The 14,352-nt window shown below is 63.0% G+C and carries 14 protein-coding genes; 8 read left to right on the plus strand and 6 right to left on the minus strand.

Annotation, left to right across the window (positions count from 1 at the left end; genetic code table 11):
• Positions 1 to 114: 114 nt before the first annotated feature.
• Positions 115 to 405, minus strand: coding sequence for a hypothetical protein (locus NTD89_RS18505; protein ID WP_145160315.1), 291 nt, complete (start codon positions 403 to 405; stop codon positions 115 to 117).
• A 190-nt stretch (positions 406 to 595) separates the two neighbouring features.
• Here NTD89_RS18505 and pbpC point away from each other — a divergent pair, with 190 nt between their 5' ends.
• From pbpC to NTD89_RS18535, 6 genes are all read left to right on the plus strand, one after another.
• Positions 596 to 2,908: a peptidoglycan glycosyltransferase PbpC gene (pbpC, locus tag NTD89_RS18510; RefSeq protein ID WP_262208990.1), complete on the plus strand. Its 2,313-nt coding sequence runs from the start codon at positions 596 to 598 to the stop codon at positions 2,906 to 2,908.
• Between the two features lie 313 nt (positions 2,909 to 3,221).
• A complete protein-coding gene (locus NTD89_RS18515; protein WP_262208947.1) occupies positions 3,222 to 3,530 on the plus strand; it encodes a MazG-like family protein in 309 nt (102 codons plus the stop codon).
• Entirely contained in the window at positions 3,523 to 4,272 is a 750-nt protein-coding gene (locus NTD89_RS18520) for a methyltransferase (protein ID WP_145160319.1), read from the plus strand. The genes NTD89_RS18515 and NTD89_RS18520 overlap by 8 nt, the downstream gene beginning before the upstream one ends.
• 24 nt (positions 4,273 to 4,296) lie before the next feature.
• Positions 4,297 to 4,899, plus strand: coding sequence for a DUF4136 domain-containing protein (locus NTD89_RS18525; RefSeq protein WP_106577710.1), 603 nt, complete (start codon positions 4,297 to 4,299; stop codon positions 4,897 to 4,899).
• A 44-nt stretch (positions 4,900 to 4,943) separates the two neighbouring features.
• Positions 4,944 to 5,501 (plus strand): DUF4136 domain-containing protein, encoded by a 558-nt coding sequence (locus NTD89_RS18530; RefSeq protein ID WP_145160321.1) that lies wholly within the window; start codon positions 4,944 to 4,946, stop codon positions 5,499 to 5,501.
• 213 nt (positions 5,502 to 5,714) lie between these two features.
• Positions 5,715 to 7,691 carry a pilus assembly protein TadG-related protein gene (locus NTD89_RS18535; protein ID WP_262208949.1) on the plus strand — a complete coding sequence of 659 codons (1,977 nt, stop codon included), beginning with the start codon at positions 5,715 to 5,717 and terminating at the stop codon, positions 7,689 to 7,691.
• On the opposite strand, the gene NTD89_RS18540 is transcribed toward NTD89_RS18535, so the two are convergent.
• The gene (locus NTD89_RS18540) at positions 7,688 to 10,420 is read right to left on the minus strand and encodes a PAS domain-containing sensor histidine kinase (protein WP_262208951.1); all 2,733 of its coding nucleotides are present in this window, start codon (positions 10,418 to 10,420) and stop codon (positions 7,688 to 7,690) included. The two genes, NTD89_RS18535 and NTD89_RS18540, sit on opposite strands and share 4 nt — an antisense overlap.
• The gene (locus NTD89_RS18545; RefSeq protein WP_145160327.1) at positions 10,417 to 10,857 is read right to left on the minus strand and encodes a TadE/TadG family type IV pilus assembly protein; all 441 of its coding nucleotides are present in this window, start codon (positions 10,855 to 10,857) and stop codon (positions 10,417 to 10,419) included. Before NTD89_RS18545 ends, NTD89_RS18540 begins: the two co-directional genes overlap by 4 nt.
• A gap of 93 nt (positions 10,858 to 10,950) precedes the next feature.
• On the opposite strand from NTD89_RS18545, the gene NTD89_RS18550 reads away from it, so the two are divergent.
• Both NTD89_RS18550 and NTD89_RS18555 read left to right on the plus strand, forming a co-directional pair.
• Positions 10,951 to 11,403: a prepilin peptidase gene (locus NTD89_RS18550; protein WP_262208952.1), complete on the plus strand. Its 453-nt coding sequence runs from the start codon at positions 10,951 to 10,953 to the stop codon at positions 11,401 to 11,403.
• Between the two features lie 125 nt (positions 11,404 to 11,528).
• The gene (locus tag NTD89_RS18555; protein WP_242199087.1) at positions 11,529 to 12,311 is read left to right on the plus strand and encodes a response regulator transcription factor; all 783 of its coding nucleotides are present in this window, start codon (positions 11,529 to 11,531) and stop codon (positions 12,309 to 12,311) included.
• A gap of 142 nt (positions 12,312 to 12,453) precedes the next feature.
• On the opposite strand, the gene NTD89_RS18560 is transcribed toward NTD89_RS18555, so the two are convergent.
• From NTD89_RS18560 to NTD89_RS18570, 3 genes are read right to left on the minus strand one after another with little or no spacing between them, the layout of a single operon-like run.
• Entirely contained in the window at positions 12,454 to 12,723 is a 270-nt protein-coding gene (locus NTD89_RS18560) for a DUF3613 domain-containing protein (RefSeq protein ID WP_262208955.1), read from the minus strand.
• A gap of 2 nt (positions 12,724 to 12,725) precedes the next feature.
• Positions 12,726 to 13,448, minus strand: a complete 723-nt coding sequence (locus NTD89_RS18565; RefSeq protein ID WP_262208957.1) for a tetratricopeptide repeat protein — start codon at positions 13,446 to 13,448, stop codon at positions 12,726 to 12,728.
• A gap of 10 nt (positions 13,449 to 13,458) precedes the next feature.
• Positions 13,459 to 14,352, minus strand: coding sequence for a type II secretion system F family protein (locus NTD89_RS18570; RefSeq protein WP_145160337.1), 894 nt, complete (start codon positions 14,350 to 14,352; stop codon positions 13,459 to 13,461).

Raw genomic sequence — 14,352 nt, forward strand, 5'->3', positions numbered from 1 at the left:
AATGTGGGGGCTGGCTTGCCTGCGATGGCGGTGGGTCAGCCGGCACGTTTGGTGGCTGATAGATCGCTATCGCAGGCAAGCCAGCTCCCACAGGGGATTGGGGGGGCTTGGGGTTTAGTGCACAACCCAGCTGAGTAGCCAGAGGCCGAGCATTAGCCAGATGACGCCCAGGATGATCGAGGCGCGCATGAAGGCGCGAACGGCCGAATACAGGAAGAGCAGGCCGATGATCAGGGTGATGATGCTGATGATCGAGGTGTCCATGCCCAGTGCGCGGGACATGCCATTGACGAAGTCGCCACCGGCATGGGTGAGCATATTGAACAGCCCACTGAAGAATTCGACGATGTAGTGGATGATCAGGCCAATCGTGTTACCCAACCATCCGAAAAAGTCTGCTTGCATAGGTGTGTCTCGATGAATAAGTGGACGAAATTGCCAGCACTGGGCCTTTGGTCGCGAAGGGTCGCGGCTAGTTCCGTGAAGCATAGAGGTTTGCGCGGTTGAATTTGCGATTTGTTGTGGGCGGGGTGGGGCCGTTGTGAGTGAGTTGACTGACAAATCGCTTTCGCGAGCAAGCCCGCTCCCACATTTACTGGGCTGGGCATTTGGATGTGTGTTGGCAGTCATTGCCCTCTTGTGGCTGGCGGATCGTATTTGGCCGTTGCCGCTGCCCAAGGATGATTTGGCCCGGGTGGTGCTGGCCGAGGATGGCACGCCGTTGTGGCGCTTTGCCGATGCCAATGGCGTGTGGCGGTATCCGGTGCAGACCCGTGAGGTGTCGCCATATTACCTGGACGCGCTGCTCACCTACGAAGATCGCTGGTTTTACGAGCACCCCGGCGTGAACCCGCTGGCGCTGGTGCGGGCTACGTGGCAGAACCTGACCGGCGCGCGGGTGGTGTCGGGCGGCAGCACCTTGTCGATGCAGGTGGCGAGGCTGCTCGACCCGCACTCGCGCACTTTGCACGGCAAGCTGCGTCAGCTGTGGCGCACTGCGCAGTTGGAATGGCATTTGTCCAAGGACGAGATCCTCAATCTGTACCTGAACCGCGCGCCCTTCGGCGGTACGTTGCAGGGCGTGGCGGCGGCCAGTTGGGCGTATTTGGGCAAGTCCCCGGCGCAGCTGACCCATGCTGAAGCCGCGTTGCTCGCCGTATTGCCTCAGGCGCCGAGCCGTCTGCGCCCGGATCGCCACCCGCAACGTGCCCAGCAGGCCCGCGACAAAGTGCTGCGCCGCCTTGCCGAATTCCAGGTATGGCCGCAATCGGCGGTTGATGAAGCCCTGGAAGAGCCGCTGTTGCTCGCCCCTCGGCTCGAACCCAGCCTCGCGCCGTTGCTGGCCCGCCGCCTCAACCGTCCGGACAGCCCGCCGCTGATCCGCACCACCCTGGACGCCACGCTGCAACGCCGCCTCGAAGACCTGCTGCTGGGCTGGCGCGCGCGGCTGCCGGAACACACCTCCGCCGCCATTCTGGTGGTGGAAGAAGAAACCATGGCCGTGCGCGCCTACCTCGGTTCGGTGGATATCAATGACGCCAAGCGCTTTGGCCATGTGGACATGATCAGCGCGCTGCGCTCGCCCGGCTCCACCTTGAAACCCTTTCTGTATGGCATGGCACTGGACGAGGGGTTGATCCACTCCGAATCGCTGCTGCAGGACGTGCCCCGGCGCTATGGCGATTACCGGCCAGGCAACTTCTCCATGGGTTTCAGCGGCGCAGTGCCGGCGAGTACGGCGCTGTCCAGTTCATTGAATTTGCCGGCGGTGCAGCTGCTGGAGGCCTATGGGCCGAAACGGTTTGCTGCGCAGATGCGCATCGGCGGCGTGCCGCTGGCATTGCCGGCGTTGGCCGAACCGAACCTGGCGCTGATTCTGGGCGGGGCGGGCAGCCGTCTGGAAGACTTGGTCAGCGGTTACAGCGCCTTTGCCCGCGACGGCAGGAGTGCTGCTATTCGATTACAGCCGGACGATACGCTTAAAGAACGGCCTTTACTGTCGCCAGGGTCCGCCTGGATTGTGCGGCGCATCCTCAGCGGCCAGGCGCGGCCCGACCGTGACCCGCGTGCCGAGCTGGTGCAGCGCCCGGTGCTGGCCTGGAAAACCGGCACCAGCTATGGCTTTCGCGATGCCTGGGCGATGGGTGTGGGGCCGCGCTACCTGATCGGCGTGTGGATCGGCCGACCTGACGGCACGCCCGTGCCGGGGCAGTTCGGGCTGGCCTCGGCGGCGCCGTTGATGTTGCAGGTACATGACGTGCTGACCAACCGCGACAGCCAGCGCGGGATCAGCGCGCCCGCCAAGCCGGTGCCTGCCAATGTGGGCGTGGCCGCGATCTGTTGGCCGCTGGGCCAGCCCATGAGCCGCAGCGACCCCAATTGCCGCCGCCAGCGCTTTGCCTGGACGCTGGACAACACCACGCCGCCGACCTTGCAGGCGTTGGACCAGCCGTTGAGCATGGGATTGATGGAAAGCGTGTGGGTCAATGCCAAAGGCTTGCGGGTGGACGCGCATTGCCCTGGGGCAGTGTCAAAAAATATCGCCTTGTGGCCGGCACCGCTGGAGCCTTGGCTGCCTAGGGTGGAGCGCCGCGAGGCGCGCATCCCGGCCGCCGACCCCGACTGCCCGCCGCCAGCGCTGGCCGCCTCGTCGCCGCTGTCCATCGTCGGCGTACGCGAAGGCGACCAACTGCGCCTGCCCGCCGCCAGCCAGCAGGCCCTGCACTTGAAAATCTCTGCCCTGGGCGGCAGTGGCCGGCGCTGGTGGTTCCTCAACGGCGCGCCACTGGGCGACAGCGCCAACCAGGACAGCATCAACGCCAGCTTCGAACAACTGGGCCGCTACCAGCTCAGCGTCCTCGACGAAGCCGGCCAAACCGCCCGCCTCGAATTCAGCGTCGTCGATTAGCCAGCCCCGCCCAGCCCACCCCACCCCAACCCATTGTGGCGAGCGGGCTTGCCCCGCGTTGGGGCGCGAAGCGGCCCTGAAAATCTGACGACGCGATACATTTCTGGGGCTGCTGCGCAGCCCAACGCGGGGCAAGCCCGCTCACCACAGCAAGCCCGCTCGCCACAACAAGCCGCTCGCCACAACATGCCCGCGAACACCTATCAAATGCAGGCGCTGGCTTGCCTGCGATGCCGCCCTGAAGCACACCACCGGGATTCACTTGCCTTCATCCCTGATCCCCCCGAAGCTATACACCTTCAGGAGCCCCCGCATGAACCTCGAACACCTCACCGAACGCCTGCACCGCATCCGCGATAACAACGACTGGAAGCAGTTCCACAGCCCGAAAAACCTGGCCATGGCCGCCAGTGTGGAAATGGCCGAGCTGGTGGAAATCTTCCAATGGCTGAGCGAAGACCAATCGCGCCAGCTACCCGCCGACACTCTCGCCCACGCCGGGCAGGAAGTCGGCGATATCGTGCTGTACCTGCTGTTGCTGTGCAGCGAGTTGGGCCTGGACATGAACGAGGTGGTGCGCGCCAAACTGGCCGACAGCGAACAGCGGTTTGCCCATGAGTGATCGTCATTTCGACCAACTGGCCACGCGTTTTGCCGAGAAAATCTACGGCGGCGCCAAAGGCGCGATTCGCCTGGCGGTGCTCCAGGCCGACCTGATCGAAGCCCTGCCGGACCGTCCATTGCGTGTGCTGGATATCGGCGCGGGCCTTGGGCACATGTCGCTGTGGCTGGCCGAGCGCGGCCACCAAGTGACCTTGGCCGAGCCCGCCGAGCCGATGCTCGAAGGCGCACGCCAACGCTTTGCCGACGCCGGCCAGAGCGCAACCTTTATCCACGCGCCCTGGCAGGAACTGCTCGGCCAACTCACCCAACCTTACGACCTGGTGCTGTGCCACGCCGTGCTGGAATGGCTGGCCGAACCCCATGCGATCCTGCCGGTGCTGCACCAGCTCACCGTGCCGGGCGGCTGGCTGTCGCTGGCGTTCTATAACCGCGATGCGCTGATTTACCGCAACCTGCTTAAAGGTCACTTTCGCAAAATGCGCAAGAACGACATGGCCGGCGAGAAGCAGAGCCTCACCCCGCAACAGCCGCTCGACCCACGTGAGTTGGCGGCGCAACTCGAGGGGCTCTGGCAGGTCGAAAGCCAAAGTGGCGTGCGGGTGTTCCACGACTATATGCCGGTGGAATTCCAGGCCCGCGCCGATTTACAGGATTTGTTGGAGATGGAACTCGCTCACCGTCGTCACCCAAGCTTTGCCGGACTTGGGCGTTATTTGCACTGGATGTGCCGTCCGGTTTAAGCGGCCCAGTCTGCGGAGGTCGAAATGCGTCGTCTCTGTTTGATCCTGTTGTCGGTAGGCTTGAGCGCCTGCTCCAGCCCCAATCCCTACGTGGCCGCTTCGGCGCCGATGCCGCCGGCGCCGGCCCAGGCGGCCAACACCTTTGATGCCAGCGCCTACCCGGCCCCGGTGCGCGACTATGGCGCCTACCGCAGCTGGGGCTGGCTCAACGGCCAACTGCCGGCGGGCACGGCCTGGGCCGACTCGGCGCAGATTGCCGAGGCGGTCAGCGGCGCCCTCGACCAGCGTGGCCTGCGGCCCTTGCATGACAACCGTGCGCCCGACCTGCTGGTGAGCGCCGATGTGCGTCTGGAAAAACGCCTGCGCCAGGTCCAGGACGACTATGGCTACGGTTACGGCGGCTATAACCGCTATGGCAATGGCTACGGCATGTACAACACCGTACCGGTGGTGCGCACTTATGAAGTGACGGTCGCCGTGGCGCGCATCAGCCTGTTCGATGCCCGCACTCGCCAGCCGGTGTGGAGCACCAGCGCCGAAACCGCCAGCCAGGGCAGCCTGAGCCAACGGGCCGATGCCTTGCGTGAAGCGATGCAGAAGGCAATGAGCGCCTATCCACCCAGTTAGCAGCTATTCTCATTTCAGGCTGAAGCGTCTTTTGGAGATAAACCATGTTTCGTCGCATTGCTGCACTTGCTGTTGTCGTGTTGCTGGGCGGTTGCCAGTCCAACCAGGTCAACCACGACTTTGACGCCAGCCGCGACTTCGGCGCCTACCGCAACTGGGCCTGGAAAGACCCGGCGCTGCAATATCGCCCGGATGATCCACGGATCAAGAGCGACCTCACCGAGCAGCGCATCCGCCAGGCCGTCGGCGAACAACTTGACCAACGCGGCCTGCGTCCCGCCGCAGCCGGCACCAAGGCCGACCTGAACGTGCAGGCTTACCTGATCGTCGAAGACCGCCAGCAGCAAGTCACCACCAACTACGGCGGCGCCTGGGGTGGCCCATGGAATGGCTATTGGGGCGCGCCGATGTACAACGAAACGCGCAGCATCACCTACAAAGTCGCGACCATCCAGATCGACTTGCTGGACGGCAAGGACGGCAAGCTGGTGTGGCGCGGCAGTGACGAGCAGATGATGGCCAGCAGTCCAAATCCACAGGATCGCAACAACGCCATCCGCACCACCGTCAGCAAAATCCTCTCCAACTACCCACCCCACTAAACCTTTCCCCAATTCCCTGTGGGAGGGGGCTTGCCCGCGATAGCGGAGTGTCAGCCAATAATGCTGTGACTGACCCACCACTATCGCGGGCAAGCCCGCTCCCACATCGGATCTCCTGCAGCCTAGAGTCAGCACAGCCCTCAGCCCTTGTCTACACTCAAAGACACCCCAGGAGAGTAAGCGCTCGGCGACTCGCCGGCACAGGAGTGCTCGATGTCTCCCCGATTTCATTGCAAGCAGCGCGGCGCCATTGGCTTGATGGCCGCCGGCGTATTGGCGGTGGTGTTGGCGTTTACCCTGCTGGTGATCGACAGCGGCCGTTTGTACCTGGAAAAGCGCAAGTTGCAAGGCGTGGCGGACACCGCAGCGCTGGAAGCCGTCAGCCGCAATGGCACCTGCCTGGCGGGGTTGAGTGCGGCGGCCTACGCCGGGCAAAGCGTGGCGCGCAATTATTTCGTGGTGGGCAACGGCAACACCCTGGTGACCAGCTGTGGCTCCGTCACCACTGGCGCCTCGGGCCAGCGCACGTTCAGCGCTAACCCCGCGTTGTCGTCAGCCATTCAGGTAGTGGCCAGCAAAACCATCACGACCAGCGTGGCCGGCGGCGTGTGGGCACTGTTTTCCGGCAACCCGGTCAGCCTCAACACTGTCTTGTCGGCCACGGCGGTGGCGGCCAAGCCCACGCCATCCTTGGCCCAACTGACCATCAACAGCACGTTGGCCAGCGTCAATAGCGCCAGCGCAAGCCTGTTGAACCCCTTGTTCAGCGGCTTGCTCGGCGGCAACCTCAACCTGACACTCGCCGGCTGGAATGGCTTGCTCAACACCAATATCAGCCTGCTCAGTTACCTCGACCAACTGGCGATCAACCTGGGCGTGACCGCAGGTAACTACACCCAACTGCTCAACACCAATGTCACCGCCTCGCAATTGATCCAGGCCGCGATCACGGTGCTCACCGCCAACGGCGCGACGGCGGATGTATTGACGGCCCTGGGCAGCTTGAAAATCGCCGCCATCAACCAGGCCCCGCTGACCCTCGGGCAGATCCTGCAGTTGCAGACGGGCATCACCGCCGCCGCGCTGAATGCCAACCTGCAGGTGTTCCAGCTGATTCAGGGCGTGGTGCAGTTGTCCAGCAGCCAGAGTGCGGCTGCCGCGATCTTGCCCGTCAGCCTGCTGGGGCTGGCCAACATCACCACCCAGGTCAAAGTGATCGAGCCGCCGCAACTCTCGGCGATGGGTGACCCGGCGCTGGCCGCGGCCAATCCCCAGGGGCCGAATGCGATTTATGTGCGTACCGCCCAGGTGCGCACCGAGGTGACGGTCAGCCTGCCGGTGCTGAGCAGTTTGTCGGGGCTCACCACGGCCGTGAATAACCTGGTGGGACCGTTGACGCCGGTGATCAACAACCTGTTGAGCCTGAACCTGGTGAGCACGATCAACTCGGCGCTGTGTTTGCTGGGGGCCGGCTGCCAACAACTGGACCTGCTGGCGTTGCCGGGCAACTTGCCGCTCAATATCGTGCTGGATGCCGGCGGCGCCAGCAGCTATGTCACCGCCTACAGTTGCCCGACGGGCAGCGCTGGCACCAAGAGCCTGACGGCCTACACCACCACCTCGCTGGCGTCGCTGAATGTGGGCGCCATCACCAATGCGTTTTCCAGCACGTTACCGATGACCGTGGCGCCTTTGGCGCTGATTGACATCGGCACCAAGACCTGCCATGAAATCCTCGGAGTCGGCACCTGCGGTACGCGTGTACCGTTCGCCGCCGGTGGCGTCGCGATCAAGGTGCTAAGCCCGATCGCGGCGAGCAATCAGTCCCTGGTGTTCTCCAGTACTGCGCCATTCGCCACGCCGCCTAACGTGGGCCTCACCCCGACCTATCAGGCGGCCGCGCCGGCGACCAATGTGGTCAGCAGCCTGTCGACCACGCTTAATGGCGTAGGCATTACGGCGTACCAGCCGGTTGGTAGTAACCCGCTGGGCGCACTGGCGGCAAGCGTCGTGTCGCTGCTCGGTGGCGTCAGCGCCATCGTCACCCCGGTGGTGGATAGCCTGCTGGGCCCGCTGCTCAACCCGATCCTCAACAACCTGTTGAACATGTTGGGCATCAGCCTGACGAATGTGAACGTGGGCGCCAACCTCACCTGCGGCCAGACTGGTGAGGCCTACCTGGTGATCTAAGCGTCGGTGGCCCTGGGCAGTTCCACACAAAACCGTGCGCCCTGTTCGCCATTGCTGACGCTGAGGCGTCCGCCCATGTTCTCGACGATGCCGTAGCTCACCGACAGGCCCAGCCCGGTGCCCACGCCAATGGGCTTGGTGGTGAAGAACGGTTCGAAGATCCGCTCCAGCAAGCGTGGGTCAATGCCCCCGCCATTGTCCTCGACCCAGATGCGCACGTGACGGCTATCGTGTTCGGTGTGCACGGCGATCCACGGGCGCAACTCAGGGTTTTTTTCGCGCTGGCCCAGCAGGGCATCGCGGGCGTTGACCATCAGGTTGATCAGCACCTGTTCAAGCTGGTCGACGTAACCTTTGACCTGCACGGGAACGTCCGCCTGGGTCAGGCGGACTTCCACGCCTTTGCCGCGCAGGCCTTCGCTGAGCAACGAGAGCGTGCCCTCAACTGCCTGCGCCGGGTCGAATGGTTGTTGCTCGACTTCCGAGCGGCGGCCGAACACGCGCATATGGTCCACCACCCGGGCTGCGCGTTGAACCTGGGCGTCGATGCGCTGGAGTTTTTCGGTGAGGTAGTCGACCTGCACGTTGCCACTGCCCAGGCGCTTGAGCACATTGACGATGGCCATGCGCATCACGTTCAGCGGCTGGTTGATCTCATGGGCAAGGCCCGTGGCCATTTCGCCGAGGGTGGCCATTTTTGCGCTTTGCGTCAGTTGCTGCTGCGAGCGACGCACTTCGGTGTTGTCGCGGCCCACGGCCTGCACCTCGACCAGGGCGCCGTGCTCATCGAACACGCCGCGGTCCGACCAGACCCACCAGGCATGTTCGCGCCCGGGCAGTTGCAGGCTGATTTCGGCGGTGCTGACCGGGAACTCCGGAGTCAACTGCCGGATGCGCTGCACAAACGCCTCGCGCTGTTCGGCTGAGAGCCAGTCGCCCAGGTTCAGCCCGCGCAATTGTGCGGGACGGCATTCGAGGTAGTTGGCCAATGGCGTGTTGCCGAAGGTCAGGGTCAGGTCCGGGCGGTAGCGGCAGATCATCGCCGGGGAGTCTTCCACCAGAATTCGGTAACGCTCCTCGCTGGCTTTGACCTGTTGCGCAGCCACGGTCGCGTCGGTGACGTCCAGCCACAGGCCAATCGCTTCCACCGGCAGGCCCAGGTCGTCGCGCAGCAATTTGGCTTCATCAAGCAGCCAGTGGTAATTGCCCTGTTTGTCCTGCACACGGTAACGACTGCGCACGCTGCCTTCGCGCAGCAGTTGGCGCGTGCGCTGGAAGTACAGGTCGCGGTCGTCGGGATGCACCCACTGCACCAGGCTGTCGTGGCTGCACTCGGCGAGAGTGCGGCCCAGCAACGGCAGCAGGCTGTCACTGAAAAACACCGGCAGCAGCGCGCCGTTCACGTAGCGTTGCACGTAGATCACCGCCGGTGAGCTGGCAATCAGGTTATCCAGGCGAGCATGGGCGGCGTCGGCGTGCACCTGCTGGTTCTTGATGTCGCTGATGTCGAGCATGAACCCGACCCAGCGGCGTTGCTCACCCACGCCCAGCACTTGGCCCTGTACCCGATACCAGGTCGGCGGTTGGGCGCTGTCGCCACGGTTGAGGCGTACGCTGGCGAGCAAAGGCTTGCCCAGGGCTTGCAGGTCGCGCAGGCGGCTGTGCAGTTCCTCTCGGTCGGCGGGGTGGATGAGCGCCAGCCAGGTGTCGAGGGCTTGCCGGGTCGCGGCTTGCTCTGAGTCGATGTTGCGCATCAATTGCGGCGCAAGTTGGATCTCGGCGCTGGCGGGCAGCAACTCGAACCACCCGGTGCCCAACAGGCCTTGCAGGGCTTCGAGGCGCTCCAATTGTTGGTGGTGGCGTTGCTCGCGCAGGCGGCTGAGCAGTGGCGCTGCGATGGCGGCGGCGAGGTTCAGCCAGTCGCGGTCGCGCATGTGCGGCTGGCCGTTGTAGGCCCCGCACAGCAACCACGCGGCCACGCCCTGGCCATCGCGATACGGCACCAGAAACCCGTCGGCATTGCCGAATACGCTGTGCAAACGCGGGTGTTCTCCGCGTCCATAAGGTGCCTGCAAACTCAGCGGGGCAGTGCCGTTGAGGCTGTCCAGGCAGGTGCCGAGGCGCTGCCCGTTGTGCCAAAACAGCGGCGCATCATGGTTGGCGTACTGGCTGTAGATCACCCAGTCCTGGTCCTCCTGATCGAGCAGCGCGAGGGCCACACACGGGATGCGCCAGCGCTGCGCGACGCTGGCCAACTGTTCGTTGAACACGTCGGGCAGCCGGCTGAGGCTGCACACCCGCAGGTGTTCACTCACAAGGCTGGCCAATTGCTGATCCTGTTCGCGCTGCTCGGCCAGGTGCCGGCCGTTGAGCAAATCGCCGATGTCCACGGCATGCAGCAGCCAGCCGTTATCCTGGGCTTCAATCGTGCCTCGCGTGTGCAGCACAAGCCCGGCGGCGCCACGGAAATCCAGGTCGAGGCTATGGCGCTGCCAATCGGCAGGAACGCCTTCAACCGCCATCGCGTTGTGGGCACACAGCAGGTCCTGGAGGGGCGGTGAGTCAGTGTATTGCGCCAGGTGTGAGCGCAGTGCACCGCTGATTTCGAGCACGCGGCCGTGCGCGTCCAACCACAGGTGCAGCCCGGCGACAGGCGACGCAGGCGTGTCCAGGGCCAGCGCGCTGCTTCGACCGAGCAGGCGCCCGAAGAGTTTTTCCCCCGAGGTCAAAACTGCAGGCTCGAGGTGGCCTGCAGCGTCGTCGGCAGCTGCGGTACGGTGCCGATGCCGGGCAGGACAATAAAGGGCATTACCGCCTGCAGATTGGCCGTGGGGTAGTTGATCTTCACTAACAACAAGCCGCTGTTGAAGGTGGTGGTGACTTGCGTGGCAGCGTCGAATTTGTAGGCGGGCGGGATCCACAGCAAACGGTTGGCGACTGCGGTTTTGGCGGTGCTTTGCACGGCGGCGGCGTAGCCCTGCATGTTGGGGTCCAGCGCCACGCTCAGACGCACAGCTTCTGCCGTTGCCTGGTTGAACGACTGCAACAGCAGCAGCGGCAGGCTATAGCTGACCATGCCGTAGAACACGGCGAAAAAAATCACGAACACAGCAATGAATTCGATTGCTGCCGCGCCTTTTTGCTTATCCGGGAGGCTTGTTTTCATCACCGCGTCTACCCTGACGGCTACTACTTGATATCAGCATAGAATCAATCGGCAAAAAGGGATGTTTTTTACGTGATCCATGGCGCAGTGGTGATGGTGTGGTTGGTGCTGTGTGCAGTGCAGGATGCTCGGCAGCGGTTGCTCGCCAATCGTCTGACGCTGGGCGTTGCCTTGTTGGCGTTGGTCTACCTGCTCTGGACGGGCACCACCTGGCTGGGGGCGTCGAACGGGCAGGGGCTGTTGGCGTTTTTTCTGGCGCTGCTGCTGACCTTGCCTGGCTACGCCTTCGGTCGTCTGGGGGCGGGCGACGTGAAGCTGCTCGCAGCGTTGGCGCTGGTGTCGAATGCAGAGTACTTGCTGTGGTCGTTTGTAGGGGCGGCAGTCGCCAATTTGCTCTGGCTGATCATTGCGCCAACGCTTTGGCCGCATATGAATCAATATCTTAAAAATCATATGGGTTACTTGGCGCCCGGTGCGTCAAAAAAACAGCCATTCGCCCCGTTTTTACTGGTGGGTTTTGCCGTTGCGTGGTTTTGGATCCATTAGTCGTCAGCGGGTATTAACGCTATGTACATAGTCAGAAAGTGCGTCTACGTTTAATGAGGAGATGTACCGGATATGTGTCGTAAAGGGATGGTCAATCTTTTGGCTTGAAATGCATGGAGTAGCGCGTGAACAAGCTTACCTCTGCGGTAAAAGTGCTCGTTGTCGACGATCAGCCGCTGATCGTGGAAGAACTCTGTGAATTTCTTGAAAGCAGCGGTTACCGCTGCGTCCCCTGTGAATCCAGCCAACAGGCCGTGAAGCGTTTCAGCGAAGATGCCGAGATCGGCCTGGTGCTGTGCGACCTGCATATGCCGGAAATGGATGGCATCGAGTTGGTGCAGGCCCTGCAAAAAATCGCCGGTAAGCAGCGCGCGTTCGAAGCCATCATGTTGACCGGTCGCGCGGACAAGCAGGACGTGATCAAGGCCCTGCGTGCAGGCATCGCGGACTACTACCAGAAGCCCATCAACCTGCACGAGTTGCTCGAAGGCTTGCAGCGCCAGGACGCCGCGCTGCAAGAGCGCAAAAAGGACCTGCAACTGGGTAACTTGAACCAGAAACTGCAGTTTCTTTCCGAGTCCATCAACGACCTGTATCAGGACCTCGATAAAGTGCGCAGCAGTGGGCCTGGACGGGAAAGCGACGAGGCTTCGGCCGAGGATGCCGGGCCGGTGGAAATCCCGGCGATCTTCAACCAGTTGTCGCCACGCCAATTGGATGTCGCACGGCTGGTGGGCAAGGGGCAGACCAACTATCAGATCGCCTGCGAATTGGGCATCACTGAAAACACGGTGAAGCTGTACGTGTCCCAAGTGCTGCGCCTGACGCACATGCACAACCGCACGCAATTGGCATTGGCGTTATCGCCAAATAATTCATCGCTGCGCCAGCGAGTGACGGCGCACTGATCGGCCCGTTTAAACTCGGTCAAAATGTGGGAGCGGGCTTGCCCGCGATGGCGGTGGATCAGTCACGGCTGTATTAGCTGACACACCGTAATCGCGGGCAAGCCCGCTCCCACCCGTTGATGGAGACCTGGCAGGTTTTTTCTCAATTACTCCCTTGAGTTTTCCCCCCTACCTTCTGCTCGAAATACTCCGGAATCGGATACTTGTAGCTGTCCAGCAAGCGCTGGTGCGCCTTGTCACGTTCGGCCGCCGAGGCCTTCTGAGGTGTTTGCGACGCGGCGCTGCCCGTGACCTGCAGCATCAGCCATTGCTCGGTCAAGGCTTGCTGGGGCGATGACGGGCCGGGCTCGATGGCCATGGCGCTGAAGGGCAACACGAGCATGGCCAGGCTGGCGAGATAAGGTGTTTTCATCATCAATTCCTCGGGGTGCTTGTGGCATCACTGACAGCGGCGACTTGATCCTTGGCTTTGGCGACGGGTGTGCTTGAGCCTTTGAGTTTCTCGGCGCGGGCCTGGGCTTCAGTGACTTGCTCGGGGCTCAGGCCCATCTGGCTGACCAGTTGCGCGGCCTGCTTCCAGTTGTCCTGATAAATCAACAGCGTCACCAGGTTGACCGCCGCCAGCGGGTCGCTCTGCTTGAGTTCCATGGCGGTCATGAATTCAAAGCGCGCGTCTTCCAGGCGCAGTTGGTTGAGGTACACCACGCCCAGGTCGTTGCGGATTTTCTCGTCGGTGGGCGCCAGCCGAGCGGCGCGTTGCAAGTGGGCCATCGCTTGCCCGTTATCACCCTTGGCCGAGGCGACCTGCCCCAGGCCGTGTTCGCCTTCGGCGGCCATGCAGGTGCCGATCAGACTGCGGTACAACGGCTCGGCTTCGCTGCGCCCGAGCAGGCGATAGGCCTTGGCCTGGCGCAGGCGCACCTGCGGCAGATTGGCCGGCAAGCCTTGCAGGTTGGCGAGGCTGGCGTGCAGCTTGCCGTCGCCGGCCATTTCATCTGCCAGGTTCAGCGACAGCTCTTGATCGGAACTGGGCTTGGGGCAACTGCCGGTGCCGGTAAACGCGCCCCACGGGGTTTGGCCATTGGTGGCGCAGCCACTTAGCAGCAACAGGCTCAAACCGGCTATCAAGGCTTTCATCGGGCGCTCCTCATAAGTTACTCAAGGCCCGGGTGATGCCGATAAAGGCGGGTCCCCCGAGCACGATCAGCAAGGCGGGAAACAAAAACACCATCATCACCACGGACATTTTTGCCGACATCTTCGAGACGAATTCCTGGATCCGCGTGAGGCGTCGGTCGTCGAGCAATTGCTTGAGCGACAGCAGCGATTTCATCGCGCCGCCGCCTTGCTGAACCAGCTGCTGGAGGATGGTGCAGGTGTCGGTGAATTCATCCACGGCCAGCAGCCGCGCGGTCTTGCCCAGCTCCTCGCTCAGCTCAAGGCCCGAGTCGACCCGTGTCAGGATCAAGCGCAACTCATGGGTCAGCGCCGGCAACAGGCGTTGCGCTTCAATGCTCAGCACGCGCAGCGCTTGTTCAACCGCCATGCCGGATTCGAACAGAATGCGCAGCAGCGGAATGAAGGTCGATACCTCGCGGGAGATGCGCTGCTGGCGCGCCTTGGCGGCCCTGGCCAGAATGCGCTTGGGCAACAGATAACCGATGCCCAGGGCCAGCAACGGCGCCAGCCACGGCGAGCCGGTCGCGGGGTACATCACTTGCTGAACCACCAGGGTCATGATCAACAGCAGCAACGGCGTACCGACCTGGAAGGCGGCGAACATCGAGCGCTGGTTGGCTTTGCGCCAACCGACACGGTTGAGCAGGATCTGGGTTTCGTTGTCCAGGCTCACCGAGCGTTGCGCGAGCGGGCTGCTGCCCAGCTGGCGCATCAGCGTGCCGAACCTGTGTTCGCGCGCCATCTGGCCCTGCAACCGTTGGGCAACCAGGCGCTGGCCGCGCCGGTGTTTTATCAGGTTGGCCAGCACCAACCCGAGGGCGGCGATAAACAGTACAGCGCTGATCAGCAGTGCAATCGCCAT

The sequence above is a fragment of the Pseudomonas sp. 14P_5.3_Bac1 genome (assembly GCF_025466135.1).
Lineage (GTDB): Bacteria > Pseudomonadota > Gammaproteobacteria > Pseudomonadales > Pseudomonadaceae > Aquipseudomonas.